Genomic DNA, 16,940 nt, shown 5'->3' with positions numbered 1-16,940 from the left:
GATAGCAATCGGGATTACGAATCATTACTTAACTAAAACACACTGCTGCGTTTAAGTATAAGTTGTGTGCCATTCATTTTTTCTACCTGCAACTCCTGCCCTTTGTAATGATACATCCACAACAGAAAATCGCATTCGTTTTTAAAATCGGCGGCCGACAGTTTGTTTATCCGCTTTACTTCTTCGCCTGTTTCTAATGCAGCAGCTGTAGATGCATCGCCGGTATTTTTATCCAGTACAAGAATGCGTCCATTTTTATACGTAAAGCGTGCATCGAGCGGAGCGGTACGCACAACGGGTTGTTGTGATGGAGTGAGGTAGTATTTATTTTCTGTGTGGTTTAAAACAAAACAGCGTACATAGTTTTTAAAAAACTGCACCCCTAACTTGGTTTCGTTCGCCGGGCGTATAGAAGTAAGCACATTGGTAAATGGAGTGCCCGCCAGGTTGAGTGTATCGGTAAGAAAATCGCTTTCCGGCTCGGCTGCACTGTAACCGTTTAAACCCATGTTTACACGTGCATATTGGTTCACGGCTTTCTGCTGCTGTTTGGTTGCCAGCAACTGTTGTGCAGCAGGATTGGTAAGCAACAGATCGAGTGTGCCGTTAAAACCAAAATCAATTAAACAACCAATGGGTGCACTGCCGTTGAGCGATACGGGTACAAACGGACGGTTGCCTTTAAAAACAGGTTGCCACAGTTTGGCTGTTTCATCGGCGGCAAAAGGTTTTTGCGACAGATAAATGTATTGTTTTTCGAAATCAATTTTCCAGTTAAACTGCTTAATAAAATCCTGCCCCAGCAACACCAGGTTGGCGCAGTAGAGATAAGGCATATCGGTTGTAACAGCTTTTAACTTACGCACATGATAACTGCCAACAGCTATATCCTCAATAACTACTGATTGCAACCGGTTGATGGTTTGATTGGCATCCCGTACACTTTTACCACCGCCTTTTACCTGAATGCCACACATTGTGTTGGTAGTGGAATTGGTAACGGTTAAACCGGCTCCGGTATCAAATGCAAATTCGGTTTCAACGCCGTTAATTGCTCCTTTAAACACCAGCAGTACATTGTTTACGGTAAACGGAATTGTATCGACCGGGTTGTTTTGTGCAGTTGCCACAAAAACAAACCATAAACAACAAAGCGAAGCGATGGATTTATGCATATGTGTACTACGCAGAATGAGTTGCTGCCTCGAAAAAAAGCAAATGAGAATTATTGTTTTTTGAAATACTGAAGTGCTTCGGGCCCACCGCCGGCAATGGCTATAATAATTCCGATAACAGATGCAAGTATAATAAACACCAGATATCCGGCAATTGTTAAACCCAATACCGATAATACCCGAAGCAGCACTTCTTTCGCAGACTTATCCTTATAAAAGGATTTAAAAAATAAAAACAACACAAACGGCACCAGCAGAAAAACCCATTGTGTTAATGAAAAGAATTTATCCGGATCGTGACGAACAAAAAACAATACCGGATAAAGCAGCACAATATTCAGTATTGTATAAAAGCAAAGGATGTAGGTATTCATTACCAAATGCTCGTAATAATTATGCCCCCACCTGTTAAACGAAATTTTGGTAGTAAGTGCAAAAAGCGGCACCAGCATTAACATGATCAACGAATTATAGCTGGAGATGAAACTCATAAAATCGGACATGAAGCCCGTGTTCATATGCTGTTTGGCAAAATACGATTCTAAAACAGCTCTGAAATTGAGAAATTTATAAGAGATAAATGCTGAAATACCGCTTAGCACAAACAACAACAATATTGGCTTGTAATGATTAACTCTGTTACCGCCAATAAACTCACGTGCAGTTTTTCCCGGATTTTTTACAAGTTGCTTTACGGAATATAAAAACCCTTTGTTAGTATGAAAAACGGTGTACTGCAGTTCGTCCCAAATGTACTTCCGGTCTATGCGTTTAAATTTCTTTTGTCCGCAGCTTGCGCAAAAATTAGCTGTAATTGTTTCGCTGCAGTTTAAACATTGTTCCGCCATGGATTGGTTTTGGTTTAGGTGATGCTTGTAGCCTATGCGTGAAAACTTGCCGAATATAAGTACAAAAAAAATATGTACTGTCTGCAGTATACATGTTCGTTAAAAAAAATGCATTCTTGCCATACGTTTACTGGGTATAAACAGATATCGCTACAAGAAAGCTTCACCAAACGTAAGCAGGTTATGATCGGGATCGAGCAACGAAAACTCCATTTGCCCCCATGGCTTTACCTGCAACGGACCATTGGGATGTATAGCTACATTATTTTGCAACAGTTGATCGTAAAACATTTTGATATTGCTGCAACGGATGTACACCTGTCCATCGTTCTCCAGAGGATTCAGCGTTTCGTGTAAAAAGAAATGCAGTTCCACCTTATCTTTTTGCAGCATCAGGTATTCGGGATAATCGGCAGTGCCTGCAACCGTAAACCCAAGCTGGGCAGTATAATAATTTACTGTAGCTGTTTTGTTGCGCATGGGCAGTTTGGGATGGATAGCAGTGAGCATGATGTTGTTTTGATATTGATAATGATTGATAACGCAGTGTTACTACTATCGTTACTGCTTACAATCAGATGCTTGTGTTGATTTCAATGGGATTGCTTAAAATTTTATGTACAGGACAGGCATTGGCAACAGCCAGTAACCGGCTGCGCTGTGCATCATCCAGGTTGCCGATAAATTGTATGCTTCTGTTGATGACGGTTTTGTTTTCACTGCTGTTATACTCCAGGTTTATTGCAACCTGTACTTCTTCCAGCTCCCAACCTTTCCTGTCGGCATACATGCGCAGTGTTGCACTGGTACATGCAGCCAATGCCGATGCCAGCAATTCTGTTGGCGAAAAGCCGGTATCTTTTCCACCATTGGCAACAGGCTCATCGGCAATAAGCACATTACCGCTGGGCGATTTAATTTCGATTTGATACAACTCCCGTTGAATACTTGCTGATACATTTGCCATATTACTTTCGTTTTAATGCGGGGTAAGGAACAAACTCATTTTCCTCTCCCTTAATTTTATCAAATTCCTGTGCAATCCATTTTTGTTTGGCTGCTTCAATCAACGCTTTATCGGTGGCAACAAAATTCCAATCGATGAAACGTTCTTCGGCAAATGGTTCACCACCAAAAATATAAATGGTACTGTTGGCTTCAATGGTAAAACTGCAGAGGCTGCTGTCTTTTGCCACGAGCAATTGTTTGGGACCATAACGGTTGCCCTCGCTGGCAATACCTCCTTCCAATATATACAAACCAGCTTCGCCATACAGTTCGCTGCCAATGTTCACGGTTTGTGCAGTGCTGCTTTTTATTTCCAGCATAAACAGTTTGCTGTACACCGGCACCGGCGATTTTCTGCCACATGCTTCGCCTGCCACCAGTTGGTACTGCAGTGCTTCATCTGTCCATGCAGGAATATCTTCTGCATTGATATGACAGAATTCCGGCTCCATCTGCTCCAGCTCTTTGGGCAGGGCAACCCATATCTGCAAGCCATGCATTGTTTTGGTTGAATGACGGAGATATGCGGGTGTACGTTCGCTGTGCACAATGCCTTTGCCGGCCGTCATCCAGTTAACAGCGCCGGGTTTTATTTCCACTTCTGTACCCAATGTATCCCGATGCATGATGCTGCCTTCGAACAGAAACGTAAGTGTACTTAACCCTATGTGCGGATGCGGCAGCACATCCATATTTTCCCGTTCGTTCATTTGTACCGGTCCCATATGATCAATAAATATAAACGGACCCACCATGCGCTTCTCCCGAAACGGCAACAAGCGGCCAACCATAAACTTACCAATACTGGTGGCCCGCTCTTCTATAATGAGATTGATGTTTGACATAAGCATCCATTTCTGTAAATGTAAGAAGGTTGCGGCAAGGTTGAAGTGCAACATGTAAGGTTTAACACACGCAGATCGATTAAAACAAGGCTACAACACGCATGAACAAGAGTTAGCATAACGAGTGCGGGTATTTGCCCTGCAGTTGAAAAATATTTTTTGCCCCATAAAACCGATCAGCCGAAAAATCAATCATAGTAAACATTCCGGCGAACAACAGACCATCACTTAACTAAACAGCGAACGAACATGAATAGGAGAAATCTTTATGCTGCACTTTGTTTTCTTTTTTTCACATGTACAGCAGCCGCCCAAAACAAACATGTAAATACTACCAGCCAGCTTTGGTCGGAAATTGACCTTGCAGGAAAACTGTCCAACAAATTTAAATGGCAATGCGATTTTCAATACTCCAGGCAAAGCCCTTACGAAAAAGCATCACTTGTAAAATACAACGAACAACTCACCATCCGGCCCTGGCTTCATTACTACGTCAAACCTTCATTGAAACTTTCTGCGTTTACCGGACTTTGGTACAACTATTTCATTGGCGGTAATGTGCAGCAACGACAATACCCGGAGTATCGTACGGCCCTACAGGTGCAACTTTACAGGAATCTCAAAAGGAACAGTTTGTCGGTTCGGCTGCGAACTGAACTGAGAGAAATTAAAAACCGGCAGCAATATTTTGAAACGGTATTCAGAGAACGAACGATGTTTAAATTTCAACGGTTGTTAACTCACTCGGCATATGATAAAAACAGTCTGTACTTTATTGCACAGGACGAATTGTTTCTGAACGACGGAAGCGCCGTAACGGGTTATAACTTTTTTGACCAGAACAGAATTTTTGTTGGACTTGGTTACAACATCAGCAACAACATTGCTGTTGAAACGGGCTACTTCAATCAATTTGTCCATCATGCATATGATCCGAATTTTGATGCGAACAATATTGTACAAGCTTCGTTGATCGTTGACAATCTTACCGGGCCGAAATAAGCCATTAAAAGAGTTCGTAAACGAACCCTGCATAAAAAAAAACAAGGCAGGCTTGTTAAAACCTACCTTGTACGGCCATTGCAGTGTTTACAGCTACAAAAAACTGCTATTCTGCAACAGCTTGTTTAATCCGGTAAATTGTCGTGGTTAAATTTCACAGCTTTTATTCTGCTTTACAGAAAACAGCTTTGTTGTCGTTTAAGCAACTCCACTGTCCTCTTCCTTAACCGACCTACTCCTTGTTAAAGTTGTATGAAGTTACAGTCCTGTAAAAGCGATAACAATGACAGTTGTCATTTATGAACTATTTATTATGCAACGAATGTTATTGTTATTACTGTGCAGGTTGACTGTTCAAGGGCGCACCTACAGCAATATCGCAACGATGACCGGGCTGACCGTGTGGTGGATTTTTTCCTGCAGCGGTTGTACCCGTTGCCGGTGGATTAATTACAGTAGCAGCAGGTGGTTGCTGTATCATTTGAGGTTGTGTGTTTGTTGCAGGAGCTGTGCCGGTAAGCGGTTCACCCACTTTAATATCGCAACGATGACCGGGTTGTCCGTGCGGTGGATTTAAGGCAACGGTTCCGTTTGCTGCTGTTTGCTGCGGTTGTTGTGCCGGTGGCACTGTTACTGAGGCGGGTGTAGTTGCAGGCGTAGAGGAAGAGGAACTGCCTTCTTCCATACCGTTACTGCAAGAGGCAACAATGCTTACAGCAAATAAGGTGGTTAATGATTGATACCATTTCATACAGAAAGCTTTTGGGTAAGATACGGAATAAAAGAGCAATACATGCAACCTGCTCCACGCCTCAAAGCTCTCCACTCACCACTTGTCGCTACTTTCTTCCTTCCACCTGACTCCGTCCGATTATCCAAAACAACAACGAACCAATAAATGGCAACAGCAGCACTACCAGTACCCATACAATTTTGTTAACCGGGTTTACAAAGCTACTGCGGATGATTTCGATGAGTGCAACCAAAGGCACCAGCAGAATAATAAAGAGAATGAAAAGTTCCTGTGTACCGATTACGCCGATGAGTGTCATGGTTAAGCGTTTACTGTTGTATAAAAATAAGCTGCCGGTCAATACAGCAGTTTAATTTTTTACAACAGGGCCATGAATAGTTTTGAAATGTTGGCTTTTTTTCAACTGTGTCAATCAAATACGGGAACCGATGTAGTACAATAACAAGAACTCTTTCAGTTAGCACCTATTCCCCGGCAAAAGAACTACGTATTTTCTGAAAACAGATAAGCAGATCATTTTTTAAACTTCCGTATTTGTATTCATTTGCGCTTAAGTATAAGTTATTACCCAAAATTCAATACCCATTTCTATGTTTTCTACAAAAGAATTCAAACCAACCATTTCAGTATTTCAAACAAAACCTGTTAAGAAATTTCCAAAACACATTTGCTGCTGTTTCAACCTTACCAGATCGGTTGAGATGATCTCCTGATACTTTCTGAACCTGATTTACCATACTTACTACTTAGTACAGGCAGGTATATCGATGTACTTACTACACGTAAATACACAGAAATAAATTAAAAAAAACAGTATTCCTTAACAAACAAAAAAACAGGTATGAACTTGCAACACTCTTCCGCTTTTTTAGAAAAAAAATCAAATAAGGAATCGTTCAGTATGAAATCAGGTGTTGTGTGGCTTACAGGTTTAAGTGGTGCAGGTAAAACAACAATTGCAAATAAATTATCCAAAAAATTAAATAGCGAAGGATGTAATCCGATCATTTTGGATGGAGACATCATGCGTACAATTCTGAAGCAAAACGGCTTTGATGAAGAATCAAGAAAAGAATATAACCGAACCATTGCCCGACTTGCCTGCTACCTGCAGTTAAGTGGCCATGTTGTAATTGTGGCGTTGATATCGCCTTACCAAAAGATCAGAGACGAAGCAAGAGAAATCTGTTCCAATTTTTTTGAAATACATGTTGCTGCTGATCTTAAAACCTGCATTGAGCGTGATACAAAAGGACTTTATGCCAAAGCACTACGGGGTGAAATAAAAGATTTTACCGGCATCAGTGCTCCATACGAAACGCCTGTTAAGCCCGATCTGGTACTCGATACAACATCGTACACAGCAGGCGAATGCGTTGATGAAATTATACAATTACTAAACCGCAAAAAACTATGAATACCCTGCCTCCATTTTCCTGTACGTTCAGTGCTTCCTTTGCTGACATACTCAACAACCTCAACTGCAGCCTGGCCATCACCACTTACCAGGCCGGTAAACTGATATTTCTATCTGCCAACAACGAAGGACGAGTACAGCAATTACCCCGTGATTTTAAGAGAGCCATGGGTTTGGCTATTGACAAGAACCGTTTAGCTATTGCAACCGAAAACGAAGTGATTGTTTTAGGTAACGCACCTGCATTAGCAGCAACCTATGCCAACAAACCAAACTACTACGACCACTTTTATGTACCACGTACAACTTATTATACCGGTGCAGTAGACCTGCACGATATGGCATGGGATAAACAAGGAAGATTATGTGCAGTTAATACCTTGTTCTCATCGCTGGTATACATTAACGATCAATACAGTTTTGAACCATTCTGGACGCCCCCCTTCATCGATCAGTTTGCATCGGAAGATTATTGTCATTTAAACGGCATGGCGATGAAAGATGGTGCACCAAAATATGTATCCATGTTTGGCGCTACCAATACAGCAAAAGGCTGGCGGCCACAGGTACAAACTGGGGGTTTGATTATGGATGTTGAGACGAATGCCATTGTTGCATCCGGCCTTGCAATGCCACACTCCCCACGCTGGATCAATGGTGCATTGTATTGTTTGTTATCAGCCACCGGCGAACTGATTAAAATTGATACCGCTACCGGCAATTACGAAGTCATTACTAAACACAATGGTTTTGTTCGTGGCCTGGCAGTATATGGAGATTACCTGTTTGTGGGTCTTTCAAAAAACAGAGAAAAGGCATCGGTAAAACGCAATTTACCCGTAGGTACAACAACCATGCAGTGCGGAGTTGATATTGTGCATTTACCCACTGCAACAATTGTTGCCTCTGCATACTACCAAAACAGTGCAGAAGAAATTTACGATGTACAGATTATTCCCGACACAAAATGCCCGGGTGTATTAAATCACACAGCGGCTACACACCGAAACGCTTTACATACGCCCATGGTCTGCTTCTGGGCCGCCGAAAAAAATTAAACCCTTCACATTTTAAAGCCAGACAACACATGACAAAAGGAAATCATCTGCTGCTCGTTCAACTACGGGAGCAGTTTTTAAAAACACAGGCACGTTTACAAAAAGCCATCGACACCGGCCGTTTTGACAAATGGAGCTTACAAAAAAAACAAGCCCTATACCAGCGTATTCTACGTTATGCCCACCGTCTGAAAGCAGTTGTTAAACCGGGCATTGTTACAGCAATGCTTGCTGCAGGTATTGTTATAAGCAATACTGCCCAGGCACAAATTGTAACAGCGAGAACGGGAGCTGCAAATCCATTAAACGGATATAGTATTGGCTCGGCTTCAAAACCGGCCTTTGCCGATTTAAATAACGATGGAGATGCAGATCTGATTGCCGGAGAGTCTTACTACAACAGTTCTACTTTTTTCAATTCAGGCACTCCGACAACTCCCACTTTTGCAAGTTCATCACAGTTTTCAACAGGCTACGCCATGTTTTACGGAGCGCCGGCTTTTATTGATATTGATAACGATGGGGATTTAGATCTTGTGTTTGGCGAAGAAAGTGGACGTTTGGCATTGTTTACCAATACAGGAACTGCTTCGGCGCAAGTATACGCAGCTTACCCCAACAACTACCCCAGCGAGTTTTCAATTGCTCCATTTTCCGGTATAGATGTGGGGAGCAGAGCTACACCGGTATTTGTTGATATAGACAATGATGGAGATAAAGATTTATTTATAGGAAATAGTTCAGGCAACATATTGCTTTATAAAAATACAGGCACATCAGCTGCACCTGTATTTACAGCTCAAACCGGAGTCAACAATCCGTTTAACGGGGTTGATGTTGGAAATGAATCCGCACCATCTTTTTCCGATCTTGATAACGATGGCGACCAGGACGCAATAATTGGTGAATCGGGTGGCACTTTACTTTATTATAAAAATACAGGTACAGCCAGTGCCGCTGTTTTTACACAACAAACAGGTTCGGGAAATCCTTTTAATGGTATTGATGTGGGAAGCTGGAGTGCACCTGCATTTACAAACCTTGATAACGACAGTGATAAAGACATGATCGTTGGCCGCTTTGATGGAGGTTTTTCTTATTACGAAATTTCTTTCTCAACCCTGCCTGTTCAATGGCAAAGTTTTACGGCCAAAAAGCAAATGAATGATGTATTGTTAAACTGGCAAACCGCTGCGGAGCAAAACACACAGGACTTTGTAATACAGCACAGCAGCGATGGACAACACTGGCAACAGATAGGTATTGTTGCTGCAGCTGGTAACAGTAACGCTGTCAATAATTATCAGTTTGTGCATAGCAAACCATTAACAGGCAATAACTACTACCGTTTGTTGCAGCGTGATAAAAACGGCAACACGGCTTACAGCACCATTGAAACTGTACAGTTTACTACAGCTGCTGCTGCATTTACAATTGCAAATAATACGATTACAAACGGGCTGTTACGTGTAGCAGTTACAACTCCAATAACCCTGCGTTTGTTTACGGGTAACGGACAGTTATTGCAGCAGTTTAAATTAACTCAAGGAAACCATACGCTTGTAATAGGCACATACGCCAAAGGCATTTACTTTATAAACGGAAATGGAAAAACCGAGCGTTTAATGATTCAATAGGCAGGAAAACCGTTTAGCAGGCCGGAGTCTTATAAAAGGAGCTCCGGCTTTTTGTTTGGTTGCTGATGTTACCCTTACTAATAAAAAAACCATCCGCCGGGCGGATGGTTTTTTTATTAGTAATTGTTTGTGTTATGCTTCTTTGCGTAACGATTGTATTTTTTTCTCAATCTTTTTTACTTTGTACGATTTTGAAATTTTCCCCAGCCATCCTTTAATGGGTTCTTTACGGATGTGTTCAATTTTCATCTCCAGTTCTTTGATGTGATGCGCTTTGTTCATGTGTTTGGTTTTGGATTATTTAATATATAGCAAAGAAATTCTGTACGGATTCTGTTAACAGCATACCCACTTACGCAATCTGCAATTGCCGTTTGTATAGCTGCACTGCATTTTCGTAACCAAGGTACAGTGCATCGCATACCAAGGCATGACCGATGCTTACTTCATCAATCCATGGAATGGTTTTAATCAAGTAGTGTAAATTTTCGAGATCAAGATCGTGTCCTGCATTGATGCCTAAGCCGAAACTTCTTGCACGGGTGGCTGCAACAAGATAATCCTGCACAGCACTGCGGGGTTCGGCTGCATATTCTTTGGCATACCCTTCGGTGTACAGTTCAATCCGGTCGGTACCGGTTTCGGCAGCACCTTCAATCATACGTACTTCCGGATCTACAAAAATTGAAGTACGGATGCCGGCGTTTTTAAACGTCGAGATCATTTCAATCAAATATTGTTTGTTTTGGATGGTGTCCCATCCATGATCGCTGGTGAGTTGTCCCAACGTATCGGGCACCAGTGTTACCTGGTGTGGTTTCACTTCCAGCACCAGGTCAACAAACGACTGCTCACGGCAATTGCCTTCAATGTTAAACTCAGTGGTAATAATTTGCCTGATCTGACGCACATCATCGTAACGGATATGCCGTTCATCGGGACGGGGATGCACCGTTACGCCATCGGCGCCAAATCTTTCAGCATCAATAGCAGCTTGCAATACATTGGGGCGGTTACCACCACGACTGTTCCGCAGCGTGGCAAATTTGTTGATGTTTACAGAAAGCTTCGTCATTGTGTAAAGGTAGAGAAATACTGTTATGCGTTAAAGGTTATGGGTGTTGAGTGTTGGCACTCTATGGATTCACTGTTCTTTTATTTCTATTTACACGAAAACAAAACAGGTAGTGAAATAAAATACGTAGCGACAAAAGTTATAAGCACCCATAACCTTTAACTCATAACCCGCAACTGTTCCTAAATAAATCCCCTGCAGTTCTTTGCTCCGCATTTGCACGGCAGTTTACCATCATGATGTGTTTCACCATAATCACAGGTGAGCTCCTCTCCTTTTTTAATGGCACGTTTGCTGTAGAATTCTACTTTGCGGTAAGCACGGCGCATATAGGTATTGGGGTCGCAGGAATGATTGATGTACGATAAGGCATTACGGTTTACACTTGCATCCAATGCCACAGGATCATTGTCAAACTCCACCATCAACAACTCGCCTTCTTTCTGATTCTTCACCCGTCGCTGTGCTTCTTTGTAGCTGATGATTTCGCCCGCCATATTGCCCAGCTTGCGTTTAGCAGGAATGGCTTTTTGTGCAAACGCACCTTTGCCTGCCACCTTGCTTTTCTTTACTTCAATTGGAAAATTCATAACGCAAGTTAAGGTGAAAGATAAAAGGCACAAGGTTTAAGAAACAAGGTACAAGGTTCAAGAGCCAAGACCCCAACCACAAAACCAAATTGTCAAAAAAAAGAAACCGGCAACCTGCAACAAACCCTACATCATAAATCAGACATCCTAAATCTCCATCCACGTATGATCGGCCAACAACTTCGCCGAAGCAATAAACTGTTTAAACGGTCCGCCGTTGCCCCACTCCTGCGGACTGATCATCGACAGCAAATACGTATCATCATGCTTCTGGTATAAATGATACACATGCCCGATCACCGGACGGAAGTTGAGCTTTGCCTCATAAATCATCAACGATAATTCTTTGCGCTTCACAATTTCCTGTGCTTGTCTTGCCAGTAATTCGATCTGTTGTTTAATCTGGTCGAGCTGCATATTGGTCTGCTCTTCCATGGCGGTTAATGCCTGGTGACGGATCACGCCTTCTTTTGTTGGACGGATGGCCACACCGCTGATGCTGGATGCATACGGCAATACACTCATCTGCTTGTGATACACTTCCACATTGCTGTAGCGTTTATATTCCGGCGTAAAACCCTGCGTGGTGATTTTTAAAAAACCATTTGGCATTATTTCGTGTGTAGCTGTAAGTTTCACCTGCCCGTTGGTCAGTAGTTCAACCACCATGGTAGACGAGTTGGGAATTTCGGAACGGATCTGCTGCGCCACTTCAGCATTTTCAAATGGATGCACTGCAGCATCGGGCACAAAATTGTACGATGTATAAAATGCTTCGTTGAGATGCGTAACCCAGTTGGTGCTGATGGATAATGCAGCTCCATTCTTCACCGATTCTATTTTACAGTTACCGCTCTTGGGTGTTTCGCCAAATTCGTAACTGCATTTTTCCGGAAACAACTGCCACGACGCTAAAAAATTATATGCCTGAACCATAGTGCAAAGATGAGTGAAGTTGTTTAAACACAGATAGGGTGATTTTGTTTAACAACAGAGAAGTTACGTATGAAAATAGTAGAGATTGTTGCTGGTTGCCGGTTACCTGTTACCGGTACTTATCATTTTTACCAACCTGCATATTGTTTAGCTTTTTAAATCATCAGCCACCATACCAGAAACCTGAAACTTGAAACCTGCGACCAACCATAAACATTCTTTCCTCCCCTAACTTTGCTGCACTATGTCATACAGTTCGCTCGAAGCTTGTTTAATTGACCTGGAAAAGAACGGTCACCTGGTACGTATTAAGGAAGAAGTTGATCCGCATCTCGAAATGGCGGCTATCCATCTCCGTGTGTACGATGCAAAAGGTCCGGCATTGTTGTTCGAAAACGTAAAAGGTTCGAAGTACCGTGCAGCTTCCAACATCTTTGGCACACTCGACCGCAGCAAGTTCATCTTTCGTGATACGCTGGCCATGGTGCAAAAGATCATTGAACTCAAAGGCGATCCCATCAAAGCCATCAAACGCCCGTTGCAAAACATCAGCACCGGATTGGCGGCGTTCAAAGCTTTGCCGAAAAAACAATCCTCTTTTTCGTTCGACAACATACAGGTGAGCGATCTGCCATTGATCAAACACTGGCCGATGGATGGTGGTGCATTCGTTACTTTACCACAAGTGTACACCGAAGATGCAGACAAGCCCGGCATCATGCAATCGAACCTGGGCATGTACCGCATACAATTAACCGGTAACGACTATGAACTGAACAAAGAAATTGGTTTGCATTACCAACTGCATCGAGGTATTGGTGTACACCAAACCAAGGCCAACAAAAAAGGACAACCGTTGAAAGTAAGTTGTTTTGTAGGTGGACCACCATCGCATACCTTGAGTGCAGTAATGCCGTTGCCAGAAGGCATCAGCGAAATGACCTTTGCAGGTTTGCTTGGTGGCCGACGTTTCCGTTATGCGTATGATGCATTGGGCAATGCCATCAGCACCGATGCTGATTTTGTGATTACAGGAGAAGTGGATCCGTATGTAAACAAACCTGAAGGACCGTTTGGCGATCATTTGGGCTACTACAGTTTAACGCATCCGTTTCCGTTAATGAAAGTGCACAATGTGTATGCAAAGAAGAATGCCATCTGGGCGTTTACGGTTGTTGGTCGTCCGCCACAGGAAGATACCAGCTTTGGCGAACTCATACACGAACTAACGGGCAATGCTATTCCACAGGAAATACCCGGCGTAAAAGAAGTACATGCAGTGGATGCTGCAGGTGTGCATCCCTTGCTGTTAGCGATCGGCAGCGAACGTTACACACCGTACATGCCCACCAAACAACCGGCCGAACTGTTAACCATTGCCAACCATGTACTCGGTACCGGACAGTTAAGCTTAGCCAAGTTTTTATTTATTACGGCAGATGATACGAACCAACTGACCACGCATCATATACAACCTTATCTCGAATATATTTTTGAACGCATCGATCTTACACGTGATCTGCATTTCCATACCAACACCACCATCGATACACTCGATTACTCCGGCACAGGATTGAACAGCGGCAGTAAATTGGTGTTGGCTGCTTATGGCGATAAGAAACGGGAACTGTGCAGAGAAGTACCACAAGCGTTGAGAGAATTACAACAGTTCGAAAATGCACAACTGTGTATGCCCGGCGTAATAGCATTGCAGACAAAAAAGTTTACGACGTATGATGAAGCGGCAAAAGAAATGGAGCGGCTTACTGGTGAATTGTCAATGGTGAATGGTGAATTGAATACAGTAGCCCAAATCATCATCTGCGATGATGCTTCTTTTACTGCTGCTACATTGAAAAACTATTTATGGGTAACATACACCAGATGTAATCCAAGTCATGATGTATATGGCATTGATGCGTTTGTACACCACAAACATTGGGGCTGCAACGGACCGGTTGTGTTTGATGTACGCCTGAAGCCACACAATGCACCGGTGCTGGAAAAAGATCCTGCAGTAGAGAAACGGGTCGATCGGTTGTTTGCAAAGGGCGGAAGTTTGGAAGGGATTGAGTGATGCTGCTAGCGGCAATTGTGCAACCAACAATTGAAAAAGCGCTTAGAGCAACCGATGAAGTTCAAAAGGTTAGAAATTTCAAGGTTTGTTGGAGTTGCGTATATTTATGTGTTAGCGGTAATGTATGGAGACACTACTTTCAATAGAAATTTTAAGGAGAATTAAAGCGGACCCTAAGTATTATGCCGACAGGACGTCATTTCATCACAATTATGAATTGCTTGAAAGGTTTTGGCGAGAGCGGTATGAAAATAAAGACAACGCTTTTTCATTATTCATAAGGGAATTTGGAGCAGATCTTTGGCAAATAAGAGGAATCCAAAAGCTTGCAACCCAATTTGCATCGATTGAATGTGTTGGTTCCAGCAACTATGACGACTTTACTCAAACACAAGATTTAGCTAAAGCGACAATGTATCTTCGGTACTTCTCTTTATTATTCAAGAAAAACTCTCCCAAATGTTCTGAAATTGGTTGCAGACACTTTAAGCAAGGGTTAGGGTATTGTACCAAAGCAAATGGACGGAAATGGACTAAAAAAGACCACCCATATTCCTCTTTTAATGCTTTAATGGTTATTATTAGACAAGTTAGAAATAATTTATTTCACGGTTCAAAATTTAGCATTGAAAGTACCCAGTACCTAAGAGACAAGAAATTGATAACACTATCTGCAAGAACTACACAGATAATTATTGATAACCTATCTAAAATCGTTTGGAAACACTACCGCTAACAGTGCATTGGCGCATATGGCGGGGAGATAAATATATTCTCGGCTTTTTGTTCGCTACTCGGTTTTAGTTTCGGCAGACGAATAATGCCGAGCAACAGAATAAACCATGAGCTTTTGTATCTTTAATCAGCAGCGGCTCCTGGCAGACAGAACACAGAATACCGCCACATCGCCAATGCCTTAACGTTGTAGGCAACAAAATGAGAAGGCCCCTATTACAAATTATTATTGTGACACTGCTAACTGGCTGCAAGACCTCTATTGTTACCTTTCAGACCAGTGACCCACAAAAAATTGGCGTTAAGGCAGCAAAGTTCCGAGGCACTGCCTTTGATAGTACTTATTCGAATGAGAAGCTTCACGTGCATGATCATATAGTTTTTCGCAAATTTACTCCGACAAAACACGACATTGCTGCTGCGGAACGTATCCTAAAAAATGAGATAAAAAAAGTAAATGAGCGCAAGCCAAATCAGTTTGGCCGCAGACAATACATTGACCGTAATTTGAATGAGTATTTCAGGCAGTATGTCGGCTTTTTCAATAAAGATGGTCATCGGGTAATACGCATCAATATGCATTGGGACAAGTATACAGCATCAGACCGGCTTAAAGGTAACTGGGATATTCGTTTAGAGTACACTTCTGACTATTCCATTGTTATGGACGGAGGATACCAGTATTGGAGTGTCAATGTTGATCTGACATCCGGAACCCTCTACAACTTCTCTGTCAATGGAGTAGCATAACAATTCTACTTCGCCCTTGTTGGCAGCACAACACCAACACTAATGAACAGCATTTTTCACAAGCCCGCCGTTGCTGCGTGGCCTCACCAGCAACACAAGCACAAAAGATCATCAGTAAAAACAGCAACAGGCACATTCAAATCCGTTGTTGGTCAGGCGACACAACAACGGCAGCAATGCATACAAGTCTGCAGTTTCCTTTTTCTGAACTGATCTTTCATTTTATTCGTTTCTACGCTGCTGCCAGCCGTTACTTTTCTTCATTCACAATTCCTTACTTTAGTAACAACAACTTACAGCCATGAAAATTGTACCGGCACTTATTGCATTATTCACCACAACAACCTGCCTTGGACAAACAGACAGTGCAGCATCCGTTTTGTTTTTCGACAACTTTGATAACAATAAAAACAACTGGACCGAAGCCGACAATAAAAATGTACGCTCAAAAATAGAAGGCGGCATTTATTATTTAACTTCTACCGGCCATGCTTACGGCGAAGCACAGGAACTGAACATTGATACCAAACGAAATTTTGAAATAGAATGCCGCATTAAAATTGTAAGCGGCAATACAGAACATAAAGATTATTACAGCATGCTTTTCTGGGGGCGTGAAGCCATGAACGGCTACTACTTTACATTCGCCGGCGATGGCTTTGCTTCAGTGCAGTTATGTACGGGCAAAAATCAAAACTCCTGTGTAACAAAGAAAGGTTCCTATCAAAAAACCATGCTTGCTCCTGACGATTTCAATGTGTACAAGATCAGGAAAACCGGCAATACGTATGCGTTTCTTATTAACGAAGAATTATTATACACGATGCCATTTACTCCTTTCTATGGTAATTTACTTGGCTTTGGTGCAGGAAGAAAAGTAACCTTGGCTATTGATTACTTAAAAGTGCGTTATTTATAATCCGTAAAAGGAATTTGCTGCAGGCATAACGTTTACTGTTCAGCATCTCTAACCCGTTCAAGCCGCTCGTCATTTTCCTTTGCTGTACAACTACATCCTTTGTAATTTCAGTTT

At 42.3% G+C, this 16,940-nt stretch carries 19 protein-coding genes; 8 read left to right on the top strand and 11 right to left on the bottom strand.

Features of this window, described 5'->3' with window-relative positions; all coding sequences use genetic code 11:
* Window positions 1–32: 32 nt before the first annotated feature.
* From IQ13_RS16330 to IQ13_RS16310, 5 genes are all read right to left on the bottom strand, one after another.
* Complete coding sequence (locus IQ13_RS16330; RefSeq protein ID WP_144887691.1) at window positions 33–1,175, bottom strand: retropepsin-like aspartic protease family protein; 1,143 nt, start codon at window positions 1,173–1,175, stop codon at window positions 33–35.
* Window positions 1,176–1,225: 50 nt separating this feature from the next.
* The gene (locus IQ13_RS16325; RefSeq protein WP_144887690.1) at window positions 1,226–2,023 is read right to left on the bottom strand and encodes a DUF3667 domain-containing protein; all 798 of its coding nucleotides are present in this window, start codon (window positions 2,021–2,023) and stop codon (window positions 1,226–1,228) included.
* A 150-nt stretch (window positions 2,024–2,173) separates the two neighbouring features.
* On the bottom strand, window positions 2,174–2,533 hold the full coding sequence (locus IQ13_RS16320; RefSeq protein ID WP_144887689.1) for a bleomycin resistance protein: 360 nt from the start codon (window positions 2,531–2,533) through the stop codon (window positions 2,174–2,176).
* Between the two features lie 64 nt (window positions 2,534–2,597).
* Window positions 2,598–2,990 (bottom strand): OsmC family protein, encoded by a 393-nt coding sequence (locus IQ13_RS16315; protein WP_144887688.1) that lies wholly within the window; start codon window positions 2,988–2,990, stop codon window positions 2,598–2,600.
* Between the two features lies 1 nt (window position 2,991).
* Window positions 2,992–3,876: a pirin family protein gene (locus tag IQ13_RS16310; RefSeq protein WP_144887687.1), complete on the bottom strand. Its 885-nt coding sequence runs from the start codon at window positions 3,874–3,876 to the stop codon at window positions 2,992–2,994.
* Window positions 3,877–4,125: 249 nt separating this feature from the next.
* On the opposite strand from IQ13_RS16310, the gene IQ13_RS16305 reads away from it, so the two are divergent.
* The gene (locus tag IQ13_RS16305; RefSeq protein ID WP_144887686.1) at window positions 4,126–4,878 is read left to right on the top strand and encodes a DUF2490 domain-containing protein; all 753 of its coding nucleotides are present in this window, start codon (window positions 4,126–4,128) and stop codon (window positions 4,876–4,878) included.
* 334 nt (window positions 4,879–5,212) lie between these two features.
* Here IQ13_RS16305 and IQ13_RS16300 read toward each other — a convergent pair whose 3' ends face one another.
* Both IQ13_RS16300 and IQ13_RS16295 read right to left on the bottom strand, forming a co-directional pair.
* Window positions 5,213–5,629 carry a hypothetical protein gene (locus IQ13_RS16300; protein WP_144887685.1) on the bottom strand — a complete coding sequence of 139 codons (417 nt, stop codon included), beginning with the start codon at window positions 5,627–5,629 and terminating at the stop codon, window positions 5,213–5,215.
* Window positions 5,630–5,717: 88 nt separating this feature from the next.
* Complete coding sequence (locus tag IQ13_RS16295) at window positions 5,718–5,972, bottom strand: PLDc N-terminal domain-containing protein (protein ID WP_144887684.1); 255 nt, start codon at window positions 5,970–5,972, stop codon at window positions 5,718–5,720.
* Between the two features lie 501 nt (window positions 5,973–6,473).
* On the opposite strand from IQ13_RS16295, the gene cysC reads away from it, so the two are divergent.
* The 3 genes from cysC to IQ13_RS16280 are packed head-to-tail and all read left to right on the top strand — an operon-like array spanning window position 6,474 to window position 9,744.
* Complete coding sequence (cysC, locus tag IQ13_RS16290; protein ID WP_144887683.1) at window positions 6,474–7,049, top strand: adenylyl-sulfate kinase; 576 nt, start codon at window positions 6,474–6,476, stop codon at window positions 7,047–7,049.
* Entirely contained in the window at window positions 7,046–8,107 is a 1,062-nt protein-coding gene (locus IQ13_RS16285) for a TIGR03032 family protein (RefSeq protein ID WP_144887682.1), read from the top strand. Before cysC ends, IQ13_RS16285 begins: the two co-directional genes overlap by 4 nt.
* 29 nt (window positions 8,108–8,136) lie before the next feature.
* Window positions 8,137–9,744, top strand: a complete 1,608-nt coding sequence (locus tag IQ13_RS16280) for an FG-GAP-like repeat-containing protein (protein WP_158637418.1) — start codon at window positions 8,137–8,139, stop codon at window positions 9,742–9,744.
* Window positions 9,745–9,876: 132 nt separating this feature from the next.
* Here IQ13_RS16280 and IQ13_RS21405 read toward each other — a convergent pair whose 3' ends face one another.
* From IQ13_RS21405 to IQ13_RS21520, 4 genes are all read right to left on the bottom strand, one after another.
* A complete protein-coding gene (locus tag IQ13_RS21405) occupies window positions 9,877–10,026 on the bottom strand; it encodes a hypothetical protein (protein WP_158637417.1) in 150 nt (49 codons plus the stop codon).
* A 70-nt stretch (window positions 10,027–10,096) separates the two neighbouring features.
* Window positions 10,097–10,819, bottom strand: coding sequence for a pyridoxine 5'-phosphate synthase (locus IQ13_RS16275; protein WP_144887680.1), 723 nt, complete (start codon window positions 10,817–10,819; stop codon window positions 10,097–10,099).
* 182 nt (window positions 10,820–11,001) lie between these two features.
* Window positions 11,002–11,409, bottom strand: coding sequence for an SET domain-containing protein (locus IQ13_RS16270; RefSeq protein ID WP_144887679.1), 408 nt, complete (start codon window positions 11,407–11,409; stop codon window positions 11,002–11,004).
* 147 nt (window positions 11,410–11,556) lie between these two features.
* Window positions 11,557–12,345 (bottom strand): DUF2452 domain-containing protein, encoded by a 789-nt coding sequence (locus tag IQ13_RS21520; RefSeq protein ID WP_199758286.1) that lies wholly within the window; start codon window positions 12,343–12,345, stop codon window positions 11,557–11,559.
* 244 nt (window positions 12,346–12,589) lie between these two features.
* Here IQ13_RS21520 and IQ13_RS16260 point away from each other — a divergent pair, with 244 nt between their 5' ends.
* The 4 genes from IQ13_RS16260 (at window position 12,590) to IQ13_RS16240 (ending at window position 16,826) form a co-directional block, all read left to right on the top strand.
* Window positions 12,590–14,422 carry a UbiD family decarboxylase gene (locus IQ13_RS16260; RefSeq protein WP_144887678.1) on the top strand — a complete coding sequence of 611 codons (1,833 nt, stop codon included), beginning with the start codon at window positions 12,590–12,592 and terminating at the stop codon, window positions 14,420–14,422.
* Window positions 14,423–14,546: 124 nt separating this feature from the next.
* Window positions 14,547–15,158, top strand: coding sequence for a hypothetical protein (locus tag IQ13_RS16255; RefSeq protein ID WP_144887677.1), 612 nt, complete (start codon window positions 14,547–14,549; stop codon window positions 15,156–15,158).
* Window positions 15,159–15,358: 200 nt separating this feature from the next.
* A complete protein-coding gene (locus IQ13_RS16250) occupies window positions 15,359–15,907 on the top strand; it encodes a hypothetical protein (RefSeq protein ID WP_144887676.1) in 549 nt (182 codons plus the stop codon).
* A 301-nt stretch (window positions 15,908–16,208) separates the two neighbouring features.
* Window positions 16,209–16,826, top strand: coding sequence for a hypothetical protein (locus IQ13_RS16240; protein WP_144887675.1), 618 nt, complete (start codon window positions 16,209–16,211; stop codon window positions 16,824–16,826).
* The last annotated feature ends 114 nt before the right edge of the window (window positions 16,827–16,940 follow it).

Origin of the sequence: Lacibacter cauensis (genome assembly GCF_007830055.1) — a bacterium.
GTDB classification, from domain to species: domain Bacteria; phylum Bacteroidota; class Bacteroidia; order Chitinophagales; family Chitinophagaceae; genus Lacibacter; species Lacibacter cauensis.
Note: the sequence above shows the minus strand (reverse complement) of the source record. Positions and strands in the feature narration are given on the sequence as shown.